General features: G+C 45.6%; 16 protein-coding genes. 12 read left to right on the forward strand and 4 right to left on the reverse strand.

The genetic code is table 11. The annotated features are described in order from the left end of the window. Positions 1–49: 49 nt before the first annotated feature. The 9 genes from GZK95_RS17975 (at position 50) to GZK95_RS18015 (ending at position 10801) form a co-directional block, all read left to right on the forward strand. Entirely contained in the window at positions 50–1684 is a 1635-nt protein-coding gene (locus tag GZK95_RS17975) for an electron transfer flavoprotein-ubiquinone oxidoreductase (RefSeq protein ID WP_151148816.1), read from the forward strand. Positions 1685–1936: 252 nt separating this feature from the next. Further along, positions 1937–2737 carry an ABC transporter ATP-binding protein gene (locus GZK95_RS17980; protein ID WP_075707251.1) on the forward strand — a complete coding sequence of 267 codons (801 nt, stop codon included), beginning with the start codon at positions 1937–1939 and terminating at the stop codon, positions 2735–2737. Continuing rightward, entirely contained in the window at positions 2737–4689 is a 1953-nt protein-coding gene (locus GZK95_RS17985; protein ID WP_075713175.1) for a long-chain fatty acid--CoA ligase, read from the forward strand. Before GZK95_RS17980 ends, GZK95_RS17985 begins: the two co-directional genes overlap by 1 nt. Next, a complete protein-coding gene (locus GZK95_RS17990; RefSeq protein WP_075707255.1) occupies positions 4689–5582 on the forward strand; it encodes a branched-chain amino acid ABC transporter permease in 894 nt (297 codons plus the stop codon). Before GZK95_RS17985 ends, GZK95_RS17990 begins: the two co-directional genes overlap by 1 nt. A gap of 11 nt (positions 5583–5593) precedes the next feature. Further along, entirely contained in the window at positions 5594–6661 is a 1068-nt protein-coding gene (locus GZK95_RS17995) for a branched-chain amino acid ABC transporter permease (RefSeq protein ID WP_075707257.1), read from the forward strand. A 95-nt stretch (positions 6662–6756) separates the two neighbouring features. Further along, complete coding sequence (locus GZK95_RS18000) at positions 6757–8001, forward strand: ABC transporter substrate-binding protein (protein WP_075707259.1); 1245 nt, start codon at positions 6757–6759, stop codon at positions 7999–8001. Between the two features lie 57 nt (positions 8002–8058). Next, positions 8059–8880: an ABC transporter ATP-binding protein gene (locus tag GZK95_RS18005; protein ID WP_075713173.1), complete on the forward strand. Its 822-nt coding sequence runs from the start codon at positions 8059–8061 to the stop codon at positions 8878–8880. Positions 8881–8889: 9 nt separating this feature from the next. Further along, entirely contained in the window at positions 8890–10122 is a 1233-nt protein-coding gene (locus GZK95_RS18010; RefSeq protein WP_075713171.1) for a phenylacetate--CoA ligase family protein, read from the forward strand. Positions 10123–10183: 61 nt separating this feature from the next. Then, the gene (locus GZK95_RS18015; RefSeq protein ID WP_075713169.1) at positions 10184–10801 is read left to right on the forward strand and encodes a methyltransferase domain-containing protein; all 618 of its coding nucleotides are present in this window, start codon (positions 10184–10186) and stop codon (positions 10799–10801) included. 178 nt (positions 10802–10979) lie between these two features. Here GZK95_RS18015 and GZK95_RS18020 read toward each other — a convergent pair whose 3' ends face one another. Beyond that, positions 10980–11828 carry a MurR/RpiR family transcriptional regulator gene (locus GZK95_RS18020; protein WP_075713167.1) on the reverse strand — a complete coding sequence of 283 codons (849 nt, stop codon included), beginning with the start codon at positions 11826–11828 and terminating at the stop codon, positions 10980–10982. Between the two features lie 235 nt (positions 11829–12063). Here GZK95_RS18020 and murQ point away from each other — a divergent pair, with 235 nt between their 5' ends. Both murQ and murP read left to right on the forward strand, forming a co-directional pair. Beyond that, positions 12064–12966: an N-acetylmuramic acid 6-phosphate etherase gene (gene murQ / locus GZK95_RS18025; protein WP_075713165.1), complete on the forward strand. Its 903-nt coding sequence runs from the start codon at positions 12064–12066 to the stop codon at positions 12964–12966. Between the two features lie 20 nt (positions 12967–12986). Continuing rightward, on the forward strand, positions 12987–14435 hold the full coding sequence (gene murP, locus GZK95_RS18030; protein WP_075713163.1) for a PTS N-acetylmuramic acid transporter subunit IIBC: 1449 nt from the start codon (positions 12987–12989) through the stop codon (positions 14433–14435). Between the two features lie 85 nt (positions 14436–14520). Here the strand turns inward: murP and GZK95_RS18035 are convergent, their stop codons facing one another. The 3 genes from GZK95_RS18035 to GZK95_RS18045 all read right to left on the reverse strand — a co-directional run bounded on the left by GZK95_RS18035 (position 14521) and on the right by GZK95_RS18045 (position 17970). Beyond that, positions 14521–15099 (reverse strand): DJ-1/PfpI family protein, encoded by a 579-nt coding sequence (locus GZK95_RS18035; protein WP_075713161.1) that lies wholly within the window; start codon positions 15097–15099, stop codon positions 14521–14523. A 36-nt stretch (positions 15100–15135) separates the two neighbouring features. Beyond that, complete coding sequence (locus tag GZK95_RS18040; RefSeq protein ID WP_075713159.1) at positions 15136–16419, reverse strand: D-amino acid dehydrogenase; 1284 nt, start codon at positions 16417–16419, stop codon at positions 15136–15138. Positions 16420–16638: 219 nt separating this feature from the next. Continuing rightward, positions 16639–17970 (reverse strand): patatin-like phospholipase family protein, encoded by a 1332-nt coding sequence (locus GZK95_RS18045; protein WP_075713157.1) that lies wholly within the window; start codon positions 17968–17970, stop codon positions 16639–16641. 337 nt (positions 17971–18307) lie between these two features. Here GZK95_RS18045 and GZK95_RS18050 point away from each other — a divergent pair, with 337 nt between their 5' ends. Continuing rightward, positions 18308–19270 carry a DUF3187 family protein gene (locus GZK95_RS18050; RefSeq protein ID WP_075713155.1) on the forward strand — a complete coding sequence of 321 codons (963 nt, stop codon included), beginning with the start codon at positions 18308–18310 and terminating at the stop codon, positions 19268–19270. Positions 19271–19307 lie beyond the last annotated feature (37 nt).

Below are 19307 nucleotides of genomic sequence, written 5' to 3' on the forward strand. Positions count from 1 at the left end.
ATATTTGTGATTAACAAGTTGGCAACATAAAACAAAAAGGTGCAAAACCATGGAAAGAGAGCGCATGGAGTTTGACGTGCTGATTGTCGGAGCAGGACCCGCCGGGCTTTCTGCTGCGTGTCGAATCAAGCAATTAGCAGTTGAACAGCAGTTAGATATCTCAGTGTGTGTGGTGGAGAAGGGCTCAGAAGTCGGAGCGCATATTTTATCTGGAGCGCTGTTTGAAACACGGAGTTTGAGTGAGCTGTTTCCAGACTGGCAAAAGCTTTCAGCACCGCTTGAGACTGCGGTATCACAGGATCAGACATACTATCTTTCGAGTGACGATTCAAGCTACTCCATCCCTCATTGGGCAGTGCCTAAAACACTACATAATCATGGTAACTATATCATTAGTCTGGGAAATTTATGCCGCTGGTTAGCTGAACAAGCGGAAGCCATGGGGGTAGAGATCTATCCAGGTTTTAGCGCCGAAAGTCCTATTTTTGAAGATAAACGCATTGTTGGCGTTGTTACTGGCGATATGGGGTTGAACCAATCAGGCGAGCCAAAGACCAACTTTGCCGCGGGTATTGAGCTTAGAGCCAAATTCACTTTATTTTCTGAAGGTGCGAGAGGGCATCTTGGTAAGCAAATTATCCAGCATTATCAATTGGACAAAGAGCAAACGCCGCAACATTACGCCATTGGCTTTAAAGAGTTGTGGGAAGTGCCACCGCACCAACATCAAGCGGGCTTAGTGCTCCATTTTACAGGTTGGCCGTTGCAACATGAAGCATCTGGTGGTGGGTATCTGTACCATCTAGAGAACAACCAAGTCGCGGTCGGACTAATTGTAGATTTGAACTACGCCAATCCGCATCTTAGCCCATTTGATGAGTTCCAACGTGTCAAACACCATCCTTTGTTAAAGCAGTACCTGCAAAACGGCAACCGTATTAGCTATGGAGCTCGCGCGATTGCTAAAGGTGGCTTACATTCACTACCGACTCAGCAATTCGCGGGTGGGTTACTGATTGGATGTGATGCCGGTACGCTCAATCCCGCCAAAATTAAAGGGACACACACCGCAATGAAGTCAGGATTGCTCGCTGCGGAGTCTGTGGTTGATGCACTAATTAATCAAAGTCAAGTTGCTGATTATAAAGCGTTCTTTGAGCAATCATGGTTGTATAAGGAGCTTTATCAGGCACGCAATTTCTCCCATGGTATCCATCGTTTTGGAACTCTAACAGGGGGAGGGGTTGCAGTGTTGGAGCAGAATGTTTTGCAAGGAAAAGCTCCTTGGAATATCCGCTATAACCGTCAAGATCATCATCACTTAATCTTGGCGTCTGATGCTCCAAAGATTGTTTATCCCAAGCCTGACGGAGTGTTAAGTTTTGATCGCCTTTCCTCGGTCTACTTAGCCAATATTTATCATGAAGAGAATCAACCTTGCCATCTTCGCTTGCTCAACGAACGCATTCCAATTGAGCAAAATCTTGAGCGTTATGCAGAGCCTGCCCAGCGATACTGTCCGGCTGGTGTATATGAAATCGTCCTAGAACAGCAGCAACCTAGGCTGCAAATCAATGCGGCGAATTGTATTCACTGCAAAACCTGCGATATCAAAGATCCCAGTCAGAACATTCATTGGACTCCCCCAGAAGGTGGTGGTGGACCAAACTATCCCAATATGTAGTCAACCGACTAATTGATTTATTAACAATTAACATTTTATTTACCTAAAATTTGCGCTAGTTCAAATCTTTCACCATGAACTTGATTGCAACTTAATCACCGAGACACTATTCTGAATTTTAGTTGACGTTTACGTAAACTGAATTAACAAATTGATGCATAGGTTTTAAAGCGGTTGCCGGTATCAAAGTTACGTTTGATTTCAAATAGTGCTCTTTGAAAAGCACGAAACAAAACGATAGGGAGATCAACTATGGTATCGGAGACGCCTCTGCTGCAGGTAAACGATATTTCACTCGCTTTTGGTGGGGTTAAAGCACTAACCGATGTGAGCTTCCATGTGAATGAGAAAGAAATTTTCTCTATCATTGGCCCAAACGGTGCGGGTAAGACCTCAATGCTAAATTGTATATCCGGCCGCTATACACCCAACAAAGGCTCAGTTGTTTTTGCCGGTAAAGATGTCACCAAGCGCACGCCAAGTCAGCGCGCTCAATTGGGCATTGGCCGCACCTTTCAAAACCTAGCACTTTTTTCTCATATGTCGGTTCTCGACAACATTATGGTTGGACGCCATCACTTATTAAAGAACAACTTTGTCACCGGGCCTCTGTATTGGTTTTCGAATGCACAGAAAGAGGAAATGGCTCACCGTAAGTATGTGGAAGAGGTGATTGATTTTCTCGAGATTCAGCATATTCGTAAAGCTACCGCTGGAACCCTTTCGTATGGATTGCGCAAACGCGTTGAGCTTGCTCGTGCCATTGCGCTCAAACCTAAGTTGCTTTTACTCGATGAACCGATGGCAGGTATGAATCTAGAAGAGAAAGAGGACATGGCGCGTTACATCATGGATCTCAATGAGGAACTGGATATCACCATCATTATGATTGAGCACGATATGGGGGTAGTGATGGACATCTCTAATCGCGTTCTGGTGTTAGATTTTGGCAAACATATCGCGATGGGTAACCCTGAACAAGTGATGGAAAATCCTCATGTTAAGAAGGCCTATCTTGGTGAGGAGATGCCAAGTTTAGAGGAGAGCGCGTAATGGTACAGCAACGTAAAGACTGGGCTGATATTGATATCCTCGATACCTTCCCCAAAGTGCTGCAATACAATGCTGAGCATTGGCCAAATGATATTGCAATGCGTGAAAAAGAGTTTGGTATTTGGCGAGAGTTTAGTTGGCTTGACTATCAAAATCGCGTCAAGTGGCTCTCGCTGGCGTTGCAAGAATTTGGAATCGGTCAAAGTGATGTGATTGGTTTGCTGGGTGATAATCGACCTGAGTGGGTATGGGGAGAGCTTGCCGCCCATGCTATAAAAGCTTACTCGCTAGGTATCTATCAAGACTCGATGCATGATGAAGTGGCTTATTTAATTAATTATGCCCAAGCGAAAGTGGTTATCGCAGAAGACGAGGAGCAGTGTGATAAGTTACTTGAACTGGGTGATACCATTCCAAGTGTAGAGTTGATTGTATATTGCGACACTCGTGGGATGCGTAAATATGATGATCCTCGTTTAGTTGACGTTGAAACGCTTTATCAACAAGGACAAGCGTTGGATCAGGCTCAACCTGAACGATACTCGGCATTGGTCAATGCAACCCATGGTAATGATCTGTCCATCCTGTGCACCACTTCGGGGACCACATCCAAACCCAAACTTGCACTGTTGCACAGCGGGCCTTTTTTAGACCACTGCTCCGCCTATTTGAGAGCTGACCCTCGCGCTCCGGGCGACAACTATGTCTCAGTGTTGCCACTACCTTGGATCATGGAGCAAGTGTATGTCGTAGGGCAGGCGCTAGTTGCACGCCAAATCGTTAATTTTGTCGAAGAGCAAGAAACGATGATGTCTGATTTGCGTGAAATAGGACCGAACTTTGTTTTATTGGCGCCGCGAGTTTGGGAAAACATCGTCGCCGACGTGTCCGCTCGAATGATGGACTCGACGCCTTTCAAACAAAAGATGTACAACTGGGGAATGAAACTGGCGAATCAGGCGCTTGAGCAAGGTAAGCGTTCCAAGCTCGCTGAGTTTATTCTGTTACGTGCACTGCGGGATCGATTGGGTTTCTCGAACCTCACATCCGCAGCAACGGGCGGCGCAGCGATGGGACCAGATACTTTCCGATATCTGCAAGCAATTGGGGTGCCCCTCAAGCAGCTTTATGGGCAGACCGAAATGTGTGGCGCGTATACCGTGCATCAATCCGATGATGTGGATTACGACTCGGTTGGTGTTGCGTTTGATAACGCACAGGTGAAAGTGATCAATCCTGACAGTAATGGCGTTGGTGAAATCATTGCGCAAAGTAGTGGCATGTTCACCGGCTACCTCAATAATATGGATGCTTATCACGAGGATGTACGTGACGGTTGGATGCATACTGGTGATGCGGGGTACTTCAAACCTTCCGGTCATCTGGTCGTGATAGATCGACTCAAAGATATGTCAGAGACCAGCCAAGGGGCTCGATATTCTCCCCAGTTTATTGAGAACAAGCTTAAATTCTCGCCCTTTATTGCAGAAGCCGTGGTGCTGGGTAAGCAACGACCTTGGTTGTCAGCAATCATCTGTATTCGCTATGCGATCGTCGCCAAATGGGCAGAGCAAAAAGGTATCGCGTTTACCAACTATACCAATCTTTCCGCTCAGCCTGAGGTTTATCGTGCAATTCGTAATGAAGTGCAAAAGGTAAATGAATCGCTGCCAGAGGCGCAAAAAATCAGCAAGTTTATTCTGCTTTACAAAGAGTTAGATGCTGATGATGGCGAGTTAACTCGAACGCGAAAAGTTCGTCGTGGCGTCGTAGCCGAGAAATATAGCGACATTATCGAGACCATCTACAGCGACCAACCCAATGTAGATGTCGACACTGTGATTACCTATCAGGACGGCACCAAAACTCGCATAAAAACCTCTTTAGTGGTCGAAACGCTGATAGAGCATCAACCGCAACCCATCACCCGCGAACAACGGAGGATCGCATAGTGAATACGGACTTATTATTACAACTCGTCATCAACGGCGTAATAGTTGGCATGTTATACGGTGTGGTCGCCATGTGTTTTGTACTGATTTACAAATCGACTCAAGTGGTGAACTTTGCCCAAGGTGAATTCTTATTGATTGGCGCTTGGGTCTGTTGGGCGGCATTGGTCTATTTACAGTTGCCTTTCTTTGTCGGCTTCTTATTGACGTTAGCATTTATGACGTTGTTTGGCATCGCAGTACAAACCATTGTATTACGCCCGCTGATTGGTGAGCCGATTATTTCAGTCATTATGGTGACGATCGGCTTGTCGATGTTTTTCCAAGCACTGATGAAGTGGATCTTTGGTGTTTCAGCCGTCTCTTACCCACAAGTGTTTGAAACTAACGTGGTGAATATTGGTGGTCTTAACGTCGAGTTCGCTTACATACTTAGCTTGATCTTCTCTGTGATCATTATGGGCGCATTTTACTGGTTCTTTAAGTTCAGCAAAATGGGCTTAGCGATGCGAGCTACTGCCTTCAATCAGCAAGTGGCGCAAAGCTTGGGAATCTCAATCAAAAAAGTATTTGCGATTAGTTGGGCGATTTCAGCGATGGTCTCCGCCACCGCTGGAATTGTAATTGGTATTGTTAATGGTGTATCTGACGCACTTTCGATTATCGGTATTAAGGTATTTCCGGCGGTTATTCTCGGCGGTTTAGATTCGGTTGTCGGGGCAATTGTTGGTGGGATTACGATTGGTCTGTTAGAGAATCTTGCTGAGTTTGTGGACAGCCAATATTTGCAGGTGGGCAACTTGTACAATATTGCTCCCTTCTACGTGCTGTTAATCATTCTCGCCTTCAAGCCATATGGTCTGTTTGGTACGAAAGACATCGAGCGTATTTAAGGAGAAAAAGTATGGCTCATGTAAGTATGCGTCCGTGTGGTGATTTTCGCACCACCTACAAAAGTGATACGCCAATTTTTGAAACAAAGACGATTCGTTCACTCGCGATTATTGGGTTAATCGCTATGTTAGCGGCGCCGTTAGTGCTAGATATTTACTTTCTCAACCTGTTTATCCAAATTGCCTACCTTGGTATAGCAGCGCTTGGACTGAATATTCTCGTTGGGTTTACTGGGCAAATCTCATTAGGCCACGGTGCGTTTTTTGGCTTTGGCGCATTTGCTTCAGCTTGGCTAAACAACCAATTCAACATTCCTGTGGTGCTTGCTATTCCGCTCGCAGGCTATTTAACCATGATTGTTGGCATGCTGTTCGGGTTGCCTGCCGCCCGCATTAAAGGGCTCTATTTGGCGATTGCCACGTTAGCGGCGCAATTTATTTTAGAAGACTTTTTCGCGCGTGCTGAGTGGTTTAGTGGTGGATCTTATGGTGCGAGTGCCAACCCAGTGGCGCTCTTTGGTTACGAATTTTACAGCGACGAGAGTTTTTTCTATGTCGCTTTGTTCGCCTTAGTATTTATGTATATGTGGGCGGCAAATTTAATTCGCTCTCGTGATGGTCGCGCGTTTGTTTCCGTGCGAGACCATTATCTCTCGGCAGAAATTATGGGCATTAATTTGACCAAATATCGTCTGCTCTCATTCGGAATTTGTGCCTTCTATGCTGGAATCGGTGGTGCGCTGTACGGCCACTACTTAGGCTTTGTTTCGGCTGAAGGTTTTACCATCATGATGTCGATCCAGTTTCTGGCCATGATCATCATTGGTGGACTCGGTTCAGTGAAAGGCACTTTGATGGGCACCATCTTTATAGTGTTACTGCCCGAGGTCTTAGAATTTGGTGTCGCAGGCTTATCTATTTTCGGGACAAGTACTGCGTTTACTGATGGTTTGGCTTACATCAAAGAAATGGCGGTCGGACTGGTAATTATGCTGTTCCTTATTTTCGAACCACAAGGGTTAGCTCATCGCTGGCAACAGATTCGAGCATATTGGAAACATTATCCGTTCTCTTATTAATCAACTGTAATCACCTTATCCAGTTACGAGGCGTCATGAGGATGCCTGTCGCTTGGATATGGGTGAAATGACCTAAATAACAAGGATTACAAGCTATGAACAAAGGATATCTAGCAACAACGTTGGTTTTGTCATCAGCCCTGTTCACAGGCACGGTACAGGCGAAAGATTCGGTGTTTGTTGGGCACTTAGTGGATTTCTCTGGCCCAACCGCTTACGTGAGTAAGCCTTATGGTTCGGGAGTTCGAGATGCGCTTAAATGGATTAACGCAAATGGTGGTATTGATGGCACCGAGTTGGAGTTCGAAACCGTCGATATGGCCTATAAAGTTCCAGTCGCTATTTCCAACTATAAGCGTTGGGTTGCTCGCAAGAACATGGTGGCGATGCAAGGGTGGGGTACCGCGGATACAGAAGCGCTTATTTCATTCGTTACCAAAGACAAGGTTCCCGTTTTTTCGGCCTCTTACTCTGGTCACTTAACCGATCCTACCGGCAAGAATCCTAAGACCGCTAAACCAGCACCTTATAACTTCTTTTATGGCGCGTCATATTCAGATGCTTGTCGTGCGTTGGTGAAATGGGCGAAAGACGATTGGGATGCCAAAGGAAACACCGGTGCGCCTAAATTTACCCACATAGGTGATAACCACCCATTCCCAAATGCGCCGAAAAAAGCATGCGCAGAGTATGCGAAGGAGCTGGGTTTTGAAGTGCAAAATCCAGTGGTGGTGTCGCTAAAACCAGGAGATTTCAAAGCACAATGTCTGTCACTCAAAGAGTCGGGAACTAACTATGGCTACATTGCCAATTTAGGTGGCTCGGTGATTTCACTGGTTAAGTCCTGTAATACGGTGGGGACAGACTTCCAATATATGGCCAATATTTGGGGTGGTGACAAACCAGTGATTGAAGCCGCGGGTGATGGTCTTAAAGACTACGTATTTCCGGGTATGACAGCATTCTGGGGGGATGACAGTGAAGGGATGAAGCTGGTGGAAGAGATCTCCGCGCAATCATCTCAAGATCCTAACCAATTCCGTACTCACCATTATATCCGAGGCGTTTGTTCTGCGTTTTATATGAAAGAAGCGATGGAATGGGCGAAAGCCAATGGGGGGATTACCGGAGAAAATATTAAGCAAGGTATGTACGTCCGTGATAACTGGGTTCCTAAAGGTCTTGAGGGTGTGTGCATTCCGGCCAATTGGCAGCAAGACGACCACCGAGGCACAACAACCGTCAATGTATTTATGGGTAACAACCAAGGAGGTAACGTAGACATCAATAAAGTTGCCGAGGTGACATTGTCACGCAGGGATGATTGGCTAGGTTACTAATCTCTATTGGATTGTTATTGGGTGAGGGGCAACTCTCACCCTGCAAGGAGCGACTTAATGAGTGAATTAGCACAGCAAGTAGAACCCGCAGAAATCCTGCTATCAGTCAACAATATTGAAGTTGTGTATGACGAAGTGATTCTCGTTTTACGTGGGGTAAGCCTTGAGGTTCCTAAGGGCCAAATTGTCACGCTGTTAGGGGCGAATGGTGCGGGAAAATCAACAACACTAAAAGCGATTTCCGGTTTGTTGAAAACGGAAGATGGTGAAGTGACCCGTGGCGAAATTACCTTTATGGGCGAGCGGATAGACAACAAAAATCCAGAGGAAATTGTTCGTTCAGGTATCTTTCAGGTGATGGAAGGTCGCCGTATCGTTGAAGATATGACCGTGATTGAAAACTTGCGCTTGGGGGCGTATACGCGAACAGATAATGAAGTCGAACAAGACATAGAAATGGTGTTTAACTATTTTCCCCGCTTGAAAGAGCGTACAGGTTTGGCTGGCTATTTATCTGGTGGAGAGCAACAGATGCTCGCGATTGGGCGCGCATTAATGGCTCGCCCAAAGATGATTTTGCTCGATGAACCCTCGATGGGATTGTCGCCACTACTGGTAAAAGAAGTGTTTGGCATTATTGAGAAAATCAATAAGGAACATGGCATTACCATGCTATTAGTTGAGCAAAATGCCAATTTCGCCCTGCAAGCGGCGGATTATGGCTACATCATGGAATCGGGCAAGATAGTGCTAGATGGCAGTAAACATGCGTTGCTCAACAATGAGGATGTGAAAGAGTTCTATTTGGGTGGTGGCGAAGGCGAGCGCAAAAGCTTCAAAAACCTTAAGTCGTATAAACGCCGTAAGCGTTGGTTATAAGGAGAAGTCATGAGCGAATTACTCAAAGATGGAAGCAAAGCGGTGTTTGATGACAAAGAATCAATGAACCAACAACAACGAGAGCAGCGTCTATTTGGCCCGTTACCAAAACTGCTCGAACTGGCTAAACGGCAGAGTGAACATTATGCGCTGTTGTTGGCGGATTGTAATTCAACTGACATTGTCGATCGCCATTCACTGGCAACGCTACCGATTACGCGCAAGTTTCATCTACCGATGCAGCAAAAGCAAAATCCTCCCTTTGGCGGCATCAATAACGTTTCGCTGGGTGAGATGGCAAGAGTGTTTCAGTCGCCCGGCCCTTTATATGAGGGGCAAAGTCATGAGCGAGATTTTTGGCGTATGGGGCGAGCATTTTTTGCGGCTGGGTTCCGCCGCGGTGAGCTTGTCCACAACTCGATGTCTTATCATTTCTCGCCAGGTGGATTCATTATGGATGGTGGTGCGAGAGCATGCGGCTGCGCGGTATTTCCCGCCGGTGTTGGCAACACCGACGCTCAAGTTGAAGCAATTGAGCAGCTCAAGCCAACAGGTTATGCCGGCACGCCATCTTATTTGGTCACCTTATTAGAGCGTTATCAACAGATGTTCCAAAAAAGCGGCTCCATTACCAAAGCATTGGTGTCGGGAGAAGCGGTGACTGGTGAGATGGAAGTATTGTTTAAGCGTTATGGTGTTACAGTGACGCAGGCTTATGCTAGCGCGGAACTTGGCTTAATTGCGTATCAAGAAACAGGTTCGTCTGACTTGGTCGTTGCTGAAGATATTATCGTTGAAATTGTTGACCCTGATGGAAGTCCGGTTGAACAAGGGGAGGTAGGAGAAGTCGTCGTGACATCCCTTGATGATAAGTTTCCGCTAATTCGCTATGCCACGGGTGATTTGTCGGCGCAAGTTGTTGCCAAGCCGCCGTCGTCTCGTACTAACATGCGTTTAAAAGGCTGGTTGGGAAGAGCGGACTCAGCGGTTAAAGTCAAAGGGCTTTTTATTTACCCGCATCAGGTGCAAGAGATCTGTCGAAGACATAATGTTAAGGGGTCATTATTGATCGAGCGAGATGGGGTAAAAGACACCATTACCTTCTGTTGTCATGATAGTCACGTTGCTGCGCAAGATATTCAAGTCACGATGCAATCAGTGACTAAACTGAAAGGGGACGTACTCTTTGTTGCTGAACGTCAGGACGATCGCTCGTTAATCAAGGACTTACGTACGAACTAAAGTAAATGGGGGATAGTGACTCACTGCCCCTGTAATTACTCTGCTATGGATAGGCGGTTTGATGGAAAAATCACAAGCACCACAAATTGATGCCCAGTTTTGGGACCAACTCTTTACGACTGGCAATATGCCGTGGGACAGAAATCAAACCCCAAAGGAGCTCGCACAATTTCTCTCTGCTAATTCTTTGCCATCTAAGCCCCATAAAGCGACGCATGTATTTATCCCCGGATGTGGGGCAGCATACGAGGTAAAGAGTTTCATTGAGCACGGTTATCAAGTCATCGCGATGGATTACAGTCAGCAAGCGGTGAGCGTAGCGAGAAGTCAACTTGGTCAACATGCCGATGCGGTTCAGTATGGCGATGTATTTAGCGCTCAGTTTGCCCATCCGTTTGAGATAATCTACGAACGGGCGTTTTTAGCGGCACTACCAAGGGATTATTGGCAAGACTACTTTAAAATGGTTGAGCAACTATTACCAACCGGAGGTTTACTCGTGGGGTATTTCGTTATTAGCGATGATTACCGCTCGCGCTTCCCTCCTTTTTGCCTGCAGACGGGCGAACTTGCTCAACGGCTTGGTGAGGCGTTTAAATGCATCACTTGCTCCCCAGTTAAAGACAGCGTCGCAGTGTTTGCTGGCAAAGAGTACTGGATGATTTGGCAAAAGCGATAAATCGAACCTGTCTTTGTTTTGCTCGGTTTTGCTCGCGAGAGAAAGAAGCGGAGTGAATTGAAAAACTGCAACACCAAGGGTAAAGAAAGCAATCCAGCAAAGTCTTGCTGAACTGCGGATTGCGCGTTTGAAACGCATTTCTGCGCTTAACTGCAATTTTGAGTTGATATTGCGTATGTCAACTTAGCTGTTTGATATGTGATGCAATATCTTGAATCATCTCCTGACCAGAGTCGCCCCTGAGTTTAACTAAACTAATAAATAGCGCATCCGTGACCACATTTTGCGCGGTTCTGGCACTCATGGATGAGGCTCGATGTTGTGATTCATCAGCGATGGTATCGAGGTTAAAATCGGCAAGATCGCGCAGTTCGCTTGGCGTTGGCGCGGTAAGCGCTACCACTGTTGCTCCTCGCTCTTTTGCTGCTTCCGCCGCTGCGTTAATCTCTTTGGTTTGTCCTGAAAACGAAAGGGCAATTTGCACATCCTTAGGGCCAAGTGTTCTGGCGATTCCGACTTGAACGTGGCTATCAAACTCACTAATCACGGCAACACCCAGTTTAAGTAGTTTATAGGCTAGGTCTTTGCCAGAGAGTGCAGACCCTCCCATACCGACGATCTGGACACGATTGGCTTGATCAACAAGATTAACAACGCTTTCGAACGGGCTGTTAATTAGCGCATTGCTGGTCTGGAAGATCGCTTCCGACTTAGCTTTTATCAGCTTTTGAATAATAGTGGCGGTAGAATCACTCGTCTCGATATTGGCGTGCAATGGAGCGTGCTGGATAGCACTTTTACGACTCATTTCTTCTATCAATGCGCGTTTGAACTGACTAAATCCGCGATAACCTAAACGCTGAGTAAATTTAACGATACTCGATTGCCCAACTTCAATTTTAGTGGCTAATTCTTGGCTTGTTAGGGCGAGTACTTCTTCGGGATTAGCGATAATCCAATCAGCAATGCGCCTGCCACTCGTCGGTAACTTGTTGCGAGATAGCAGAATTATATGGGTGATCGACATCACATCTTCCTTCTTTCTTGGTTCGCTAATATTCCAACTTACGGCTGATTATTCATTCATTGGGGTGGGTTGCTTCGAACATCAAAAGGGTAAGGTGTGTCTTTTGTGTTCAATCTGGCTAAATTATTCCATATTTACGTGAATTTGGAATAAATAATCCTGTGACGGATGTCACTAATTGCCAATATCGAATTATCTATTATCGCCTCAAAGAACCGATATTTCGAGATAGATTATGAAGTTAGACATTAACCATCTAGTCACTGAAACGCGCAACGTTGCAAGCCAGAATATAGATACGCTCTCTACATTTGAGATGCTTAAAGTGATTAATGATGAAGATAAAACGGTCGCATATGCAGTGGAAAAGACACTCAATGAAATTACTCAAGTTGTTGATGCGGTGACCTCTGCTTTTGAACAAGGCGGGCGTCTGATTTACATGGGGGCAGGCACATCAGGTCGATTGGGCATCTTGGATGCGAGTGAGTGTCCTCCTACTTATGGTACGCCCGCAGAGCAAGTGGTAGGGGTGATTGCTGGTGGGCACACAGCCATCTTTAAAGCGGTGGAAAACGCTGAGGATTCTCCGCAACTTGCTGTTACTGATCTTGAACAGATCAACTTTAGTCATAAGGATGTGTTGGTCGGAATTGCAGCAAGCGGACGTACCCCTTATGTGATTGGTGGTATGGAGTATGCCAAGAAACAAGGCGCGTTTGTCGCTTGTATCGTTTGTAACCCAACATGCCCAATGATTGATGCCGCCGATGTTGCGATTACGCCAATCGTTGGACCTGAAGTGGTAACAGGCTCTTCTCGAATGAAAGCAGGCACAGCGCAAAAGCTCGTGCTAAATATGCTGACGACTGGAGCGATGATTCGCTCAGGTAAAGTATTTGGCAATCTAATGGTTGATGTTGAGGCGACCAATGCCAAATTGGTGCAACGTCAAACCAACATTGTCGTGGAAGCAACGGGCTGTACTGATGCACAAGCGGAACTGGCGCTAGAGGCATGCGGTCGTCATTGCAAAACGGCAATTCTTATGTTGCTTGCGGATTTAACGGCAGATGAAGCGGCCAAGTTACTGGCCCAAAAACGCGGGTTTATCCGCGCTGCATTGTCTGACGTTTAGCTGTCATTAAGGAAATCACTATGGCTAAGATTAATACAAATACCATGAAAGATATCCTTGCCGCAGTTGGCGGAGGGGGCAACATCGTGAAAGCAGGCAACTGCATGACGCGATTACGCCTTACTCTGGCCGACTTTGGCAAAGTTGATAAAGAGACTCTTAATGCGATGGGCGCTGTGATGGGGGTAGTTGAGTCGGATGAGCAACTACAAATCATCATGGGGCCGGGCAAAGCGCAACAAGCATCAGAGATGATGAATGAATTGTTGGAAGGGTTACTGGGTGATGACGCAGAGGAGAAGCCGGAACAAGACTTAGCGTCTATAGCCAAGCAGCAAAAGTCTCAGGTAAAAAGCAAACAAACCAGTGCTGTGCAGCGCTTTTTAAGTAAGTTTGCAACCATCTTTACACCGCTTATTCCTGGCTTTATTGCTGCCGGTTTGCTGCTAGGTATTGCGACTCTCATAGAGCAAACCATGATCGTCGGGCAAGATGCGAGCTCTTTCATTATAAGCATTGTCGCTTATATGAAGATTTTTGGTAAAGGGTTATTTGCCTTCCTCAGTATTTTGATTGGTTACAATGCCCAACAAGCCTTTGGTGGTTCTGGCGTCAATGGCGCGATTCTCGCTTCGTTGTTTGTGTTGGGATACAACCCTGAAGCCACTTCAGGAATCTATTCAGGTATGAGTGATTTCTTTGGCTTTGCTATTGATCCTCGAGGCAATATCATTGGTGTGTTACTTGCGGCAATTATCGGTGCAAAAGTTGAACGGATCGTTCGCCAGTATATGCCAGATGACCTAGATATGATTTTAACTTCTGTCGTGACTTTGCTGATTATGGGGGCGGTCACCTTTATTGTTATCATGCCAGTAGGGGGCGTGTTGTTTAAAGGCATGTCTTGGTTGTTCTTGAACCTCAATGACAACCCACTCGGCGCGGCTATTTTGGCGGGCTTGTTCTTAATTTCGGTTGTATTTGGTATCCACCAAGGTTTTGTTCCCGTTTATTTTGCTTTGATGGAAGCGCAAGGCTTTAACTCGTTGTTCCCGATCCTTGCGATGGCGGGCGCAGGACAAGTAGGGGCATCGTTGGCTCTATACTGGAAATCGGATAAGAGCTCAGTGCTGCGAACCCAAATTCGTGGTGCGATTATTCCCGGTATTTTAGGTATTGGTGAGCCACTTATTTACGGTGTGACTTTACCGCGAGTGAAACCATTTGTGACTGCATGTATAGGCGGTGCAGCGGGTGGTTTCTTTATCGGCTTGATCTCATATTTAGGGTTACCTGTAGGTTTAAACACAGTCTTTGGTCCCTCTGGTATTGTCGCGATTCCTTTGATGACGTCGAATGAAGGTATTTTCCTTGGAATGGCAGTGTTTGTGTGTGGTTTGGTTGTATCGTATGTCGCTGGCTTTTTCACAACCTTACTCTTTGGCACGAAAGATATTGATTTGAGCTAGTTAAAATAAAGGCTAGATTTGATGGAACGGTTAAACGTATGTGGCTAAACCCACATACGTTTTTTTTTTGCTAAAACGATAGCATCTAATTGCTAGTTTGCCATTGATACTCAATCTGCCTCGCGACGGTTTGGGCAAGAGGCAAGCCGTAGTATTTGGAGACTAATTGTAAGCTCATGTCGATACCAGCGGAAATTCCTCCTGAAGTGGTGAACTTATCTGACGTTATCCAGCGTCTATTATCAATGACCTGTAGATTAGGAAATTGACTGGCTAGGGCAGAGATGTCTTCCCAGTGCGTGGTGACAGTAGAACCATCAAGCAATCCCGCTTTAGCGAGAAGAAATGCGCCAGTACACACGGAGGCGACATGTTGTGCAGACGCTCCTACTGAGGCCACCCATTCAATAATATGAGGCTTGTTAACTTCATCTTCGTGGAAGCCGCCAACCACAACCAGCAAATCAATATTTGGGTGATTTTGCAGTGAATAATCAGGCATCACCTTAAAATGTCCTCGGGCGGAAACTGTTTGGAGTTGCTCTGAAATGAGGAAAACGTTGAGATTGGTTGCACCTAATCGTTTTGCTGTACTAAACACCTCAAAAGGCCCAGCGAAATCCAAAACTTCTGCTTGGTCATAGATGTAGATGCCGATGTTCATAATACTCCCTAAGACTTGGCTGTAATGAATTTATCGCTACAGTTGTAATGCCCCGGCGATGCCGTGATCGCGTGGGGTCATTCCAGTAGGATCAATAGGTGGTGTTTGTTGATTTACCTGAGCGGTAAGTAGCGACGCCGACCCAGTGGCTAATGTCCATCCAAACATGCCATGACCAATGTTCAAGAAAAGATTGTCGGCACCTGCTTGACCAATAATGGGCACGCTACTTGGTGTTACCGGGCGAAAACCAGCCCATGTGTGGATGATTTCACTGTAGATGCCTGCTTTTGGAAAGTTAGTCATACAGACTTTGAGTAGATGGTCTATTCGGCTTTTCTCAATATTGCTTTCATCCCCAACAATATCAGCGCAACCGGCCATTCTAAGTTTGTCACCAACTCGGCTAACAACCACCTTATTGGCAATATCCGTGACACAGACTTCAGGAGCATGTTTGGTAGCGGGTACCGTAATGCTATAGCCTTTGATTGGGTAAATAGGTAGGGTAACGCCAATATCTTGAGCGAGCGTTAGACTCTCTGGTCCTGTCGCAAGAACGTACGCATCGGCGCGAATTTCTCCAGAGGAGGTTGCAAGATAATCAATTGAATTCGCTTTTTTGACTAATTGCGTGACACGACAATTAAAATGGGGTTCGAAATCATCGTCTTGCGACATCATCTTAAGCAGTTGATTGGCAAAATGATGCGGGTCACCCACTTCATCCGTCTCGGTGTAAATTCCTCCAACAATCGGCTGCGTCAATTGTTCGAGGTTAGGTTCTAACTCTAAACATTGCTTGGCACTGAGTATTCGTTGTTCGCAGCCCCACGTGAGCTTTTGTTCAACTCGTTTCAACGCTTTATCCAGCTCGTTTTGATTTGTGTAAATTAGAAGTTTTCCGCAAGTGCGATGTTCAAACTCTAGCTTGGATTCGCTCAATAGTGCATGAAGTACATGCTGGGAATGTTGCGAGAGCCGCATAAGGTGTTGGGTGTTTGATTGTTCTTTTTCACTGCGTGCGTTACTTAAGAACTTGCTTCCCCAACTCGCCAAACGGATATCGGTCGATAGCTTAATACGAAAAGCAGGATCCATTCCTGCGATAATTTTCGGCATTTTTTTGACTAAGCTAGGGGAAGACATCGCGTCTACGTATGAGTAGCTTAGCTGGCAGCCGTTAGCGTAGCTTGTTTTGAGTGCAGGTCCTTGCTCGGCGTCTAGTAAGATCACTTTGTATCCCGCTTTCTTGAGCAAGTAAGCACTCGTGATGCCGATAATGCCAGCTCCAATGATTGCAATGGACTTTTTCGTCATAGCTTCCAACCTCACTGAAAACAATTAGCTGGTGGTTTGCTTAAATTATATTTGTCCTTAGAGTAGCAAAGTTGAATTGACAAATTAACTAAAATGCAACAACTGATTGGGGCGGAGCCCGATTCTGGGAGATTGCTCGTGCTCGACAATAGGAGCATTACTTGAACAGTGCTACATGGCAATAAGACGCTATCTCCGCGAGTGGCGTTATTAGTGTAGTTAATCGCTTGATGGATAATTGATCTCTAGCAGTACCTTTTGCAATGCAGGGTGGGTTTGAATTTGATATTGGCCTTCCTTAATGATTGCGTCCACGCTCTCAAAAGGCAGAGTTAAATCGGTAGGCACTTGATTAAACTCATGGCGCTTTTTGGGGTCACGAGTATGGCTAAAGGTCACCTCGATAAAGTGAGGCACAACTTGATTCTCAGCAGTTGATGCTTCCGCTGCCCATTGATTCATTGCTCGTTTAAAGACCTCTTTGGTTGCATCATTATAACGGTGTAATTGGATATCAGTAACAGAGTTGAGAGTTTGTACGGTCGTTGGCGGCTCCATCGATAAACCCAGTCCTAAATCGGGTTTTGTTGAGGCATCAACAGCGATAACCACAACGTGATGTTTGGTACCGAGATCCCCATTAGTGGATTGATGAATTTTTCCGACTTCGAGTATGTCGTATATGGCTAATAGCCCTAAATTATCCGTGATTCCACCATCAACTAAATGGATGTATTGATGCTTATCCTTGTCTTTGTATCGTTCAATGCTCTGCACAGTTTTTTGTGCTCGAAATGAGAGCTGCTCGATCTGCATTGGCTGATAGGAGGTATGTGCAGTGGTGTTGCATCCGGAATGATTCTCTAATGCGACTGGCTCAAACAATATAGGGACAGCGGTAGATGCAGCAACGGCTTTAGATATCGGATATTGGCTTATATCTGAGCATAGGAAACTAAAGTACTCTTGAATAAAGGAAAAGCGTACACCTGTCGTAATGTCTGAAGCATTAATAATCAAATATGGTGACTTATCGTCATCAATATCGGCAAAGGTAGCGTCACCGAAAAGTTGTGTTTGATAATAGCGACGAGCGATTTCGGTGCGAGAGTGCTTGGTAAACCATCTTGTCGGACTGAGATAGGTTGAAATAAGGTCTTGCTTCACATCTGCTTGTAAAAACTCGTCTTCATAGTGTGTGAACGTTTTTTCATGATAGAGGGCGTAATAGGCGGCGGTGAAGCTTCCCCCTGACACTGAGCTTATCACATCGACTTCATCTAATAGCGTGGAAGAATATCCATTTTTCTGGGTTATTGTGATGTCGTTGAGCTGTTTTAACACGCCATAGGATAGGGCTGCCGCTCTCTTTCCTCCCCCTGAAAAAGCTAAGATAACAGTAACATGGTTGTCTCGATGTTCGAGTCGAGAAAAGGCATGTTGGTCGAGTTCGGTGCTGATATCTTTTTGTAAACGGTTTTCCGGCTGACTCACCGTAGTGCAGCCACTAAGCAGGCTAACCAGTATTAACAGACCGAAACGCGTTCTCATACATTCTCTCAGATAATTCGCCAATAAGTTCAAGCGTGCATTAATACTACAAATAGGGAAGTGAGGTGCTCAAAGACAACCTTGAGGGTATTTTGCGCAAATAATAACGCTAATAAAGTCCATATTTCGTGACACTGAGTCTCACCAAGAGCGGTTTAAGCGCTCATCAGATTCCGTAACAATGTCGCCTGTCGAACGTGCGCTCGAATGAGCAATTACATCCACGATTCACCTTAAAGAGTTGTTTAATTGAGTATTGTCGACGTGACTAATCATCATGGATGATGATTAGTCTTTTTGCCTAAGGAGTATGTTTCGCACAATAACGAGAGAAAAAATGTCTAAGTTTGGACCATTTTGTACCATGCTGTTGTTCTTCAGTGGTTCATTTTCTACCTATGCTGACGTTGCAGTGGAACCGCTTCGAACTTATGCTGCGTCTCCTTACCAGTCTTCGAGTTTATCTACCCAGCTTCGCTCTGCGTTTCAGAAGCAAGACGTTGAGGTGTTTTTTCACACATCGATGGCGAGTGTGTGGGCGCACAGTCATGACTTCTCCCTCGATTATTATCAAAACCAAGTGCAAACGGGTATTCAGTGGCAAGTGAACAGCCGAGTCAAAACCGAGATTATGTATCAATATTCTTGGGCGAGAAACAATGGCCTTGATTCGTTTGTAATGAACTTCCACGATGCATTCAATATTGGTCAAAATGGTCGTGACCAAGTCGCGGAAGACCGTTTTCATATACACAGTGATACTTATGGGTTTACGCACGAGAACTTCGAAGATGATGTGTTTGTCAACGGAATGCATGTCAATATTGAGTTTTTGTTGCACCAAACTGCGGTCGACGCATGGTCAATTGGTGGAACCTTGTATATGAATGGCGTCGACGAGTCGTTTGTCGAGGGCGGTTTTGAGCAAGGTGTTCAACTGAACTACAGCCGAAAGTTTGATAATTCTGTTTTGTTTTCCACAGTGGGTGTTACACACCGAGGTGATAAGCTAATTTTAGGGGAAATTGAGGCTAGAGATTTCACTGGAGCTTTTGCGCTTGGCTACAGCTATCAGTTAAACCCTCGTCATCATTTAATTGGCGAGTACCATCTCTATCAAGGTGGGGCTGATGACGATAGCGAGTTTTCCAAAGCTTCCCATGAACTGGTTGTTGGTTATCGCTATCACTATGAGCTTGTCGCTTTGGAGTTAACCGTAACAGAAAACATGCGCAACATGGATAACTCGACAGACATCCTATTTGGGGCTGGTATCCGTGTCTTTTTTGCCAAATCCTAAGCCTGTTAACTGATGTGGTTGAGAGTTGTCGGTTGTC

This window comes from Vibrio panuliri (assembly GCF_009938205.1).
GTDB classification, from domain to species: Bacteria; Pseudomonadota; Gammaproteobacteria; order Enterobacterales; family Vibrionaceae; genus Vibrio; species Vibrio panuliri.

Excerpts from the sequence above, each read along its gene's own strand:
- GZK95_RS18040 (WP_075713159.1), bottom strand. The coding sequence starts at position 16,419 with ATGACGAAAAAGTCCATTGCAATCATTGGAGCTGGCATTATCGGCATC.
- GZK95_RS18050 (WP_075713155.1), top strand. The coding sequence starts at position 18,308 with ATGTCTAAGTTTGGACCATTTTGTACCATGCTGTTGTTCTTCAGTGGT.
- GZK95_RS18000 (WP_075707259.1), top strand. The coding sequence starts at position 6,757 with ATGAACAAAGGATATCTAGCAACAACGTTGGTTTTGTCATCAGCCCTG.
- GZK95_RS18045 (WP_075713157.1), bottom strand. The coding sequence starts at position 17,970 with ATGAGAACGCGTTTCGGTCTGTTAATACTGGTTAGCCTGCTTAGTGGC.
- GZK95_RS17980 (WP_075707251.1), top strand. The coding sequence starts at position 1,937 with ATGGTATCGGAGACGCCTCTGCTGCAGGTAAACGATATTTCACTCGCT.
- GZK95_RS17975 (WP_151148816.1), top strand. The coding sequence starts at position 50 with ATGGAAAGAGAGCGCATGGAGTTTGACGTGCTGATTGTCGGAGCAGGA.
- GZK95_RS18020 (WP_075713167.1), bottom strand. The coding sequence starts at position 11,828 with ATGTCGATCACCCATATAATTCTGCTATCTCGCAACAAGTTACCGACG.
- murQ (WP_075713165.1), top strand. The coding sequence starts at position 12,064 with ATGAAGTTAGACATTAACCATCTAGTCACTGAAACGCGCAACGTTGCA.
- GZK95_RS18015 (WP_075713169.1), top strand. The coding sequence starts at position 10,184 with ATGGAAAAATCACAAGCACCACAAATTGATGCCCAGTTTTGGGACCAA.
- murP (WP_075713163.1), top strand. The coding sequence starts at position 12,987 with ATGGCTAAGATTAATACAAATACCATGAAAGATATCCTTGCCGCAGTT.
- GZK95_RS18005 (WP_075713173.1), top strand. The coding sequence starts at position 8,059 with ATGAGTGAATTAGCACAGCAAGTAGAACCCGCAGAAATCCTGCTATCA.
- GZK95_RS17985 (WP_075713175.1), top strand. The coding sequence starts at position 2,737 with ATGGTACAGCAACGTAAAGACTGGGCTGATATTGATATCCTCGATACC.
- GZK95_RS18010 (WP_075713171.1), top strand. The coding sequence starts at position 8,890 with ATGAGCGAATTACTCAAAGATGGAAGCAAAGCGGTGTTTGATGACAAA.
- GZK95_RS17995 (WP_075707257.1), top strand. The coding sequence starts at position 5,594 with ATGGCTCATGTAAGTATGCGTCCGTGTGGTGATTTTCGCACCACCTAC.
- GZK95_RS18035 (WP_075713161.1), bottom strand. The coding sequence starts at position 15,099 with ATGAACATCGGCATCTACATCTATGACCAAGCAGAAGTTTTGGATTTC.